The organism is Streptomyces rhizosphaerihabitans, from assembly GCF_025399795.1.
In the GTDB taxonomy this organism is placed as follows: Bacteria; Actinomycetota; Actinomycetes; order Streptomycetales; family Streptomycetaceae; genus Streptomyces; species Streptomyces rhizosphaerihabitans.
The window spans coordinates 1-470 of sequence record NZ_JAODTZ010000188.1 but is presented as its reverse complement, the minus strand read 5'-3'; the positions used below and the strand labels follow the sequence as shown (position 1 = coordinate 470).

Genomic DNA, 470 nt, shown 5'->3' with positions numbered 1-470 from the left:
CGCCCAGGGCGGCGCCGTTCAGTCGGTCTGGCCGGGGTGGTGGCATTTCCTGAGGCCGGGCGGGCTGTGATGTCCGCGGATCGGGCCGGAACGTAGGCAGGCACGGCCTCCGGGTGATCATGAGGTGTCGAGTCCCTGATCACCGCAACGGAAGACCGTGCCTGCGCACTCATCATCGCCCATCCCCGCGGGTCTGGGCCAACTCACCGATGCTGTCCCGCTCTTACCCGCCGAGCACCCCGACCTGCTGGACTGTCTCGCAGCGGTGCCCGATCCGCGCCGGGCCAAGGGCCGCCGCCACCCACTCGCCTTCGTGCTCGCACTGGCCGCCTGCGCGGTCCTGGCCGGCGCCAAGTCCCTGGCCGCGATCGCAGAGTGGGCCGCGGACGCGCCGACCACCGCACTCACCGCCCTCGGCGCCCCGAGCCGTGAACCCACCGGACCGACCGCCCCGGCCGAGGCCACCGTGC

At 73.4% G+C, this 470-nt stretch carries 1 protein-coding gene; it reads left to right on the top strand.

Annotated features, from left to right (window positions below; all coding sequences use genetic code 11):
• Window positions 1–157: 157 nt before the first annotated feature.
• On the top strand, window positions 158–470 hold a 313-nt coding region (locus N4G66_RS45340; RefSeq protein WP_261710173.1), incomplete at its 3' end, for a transposase family protein.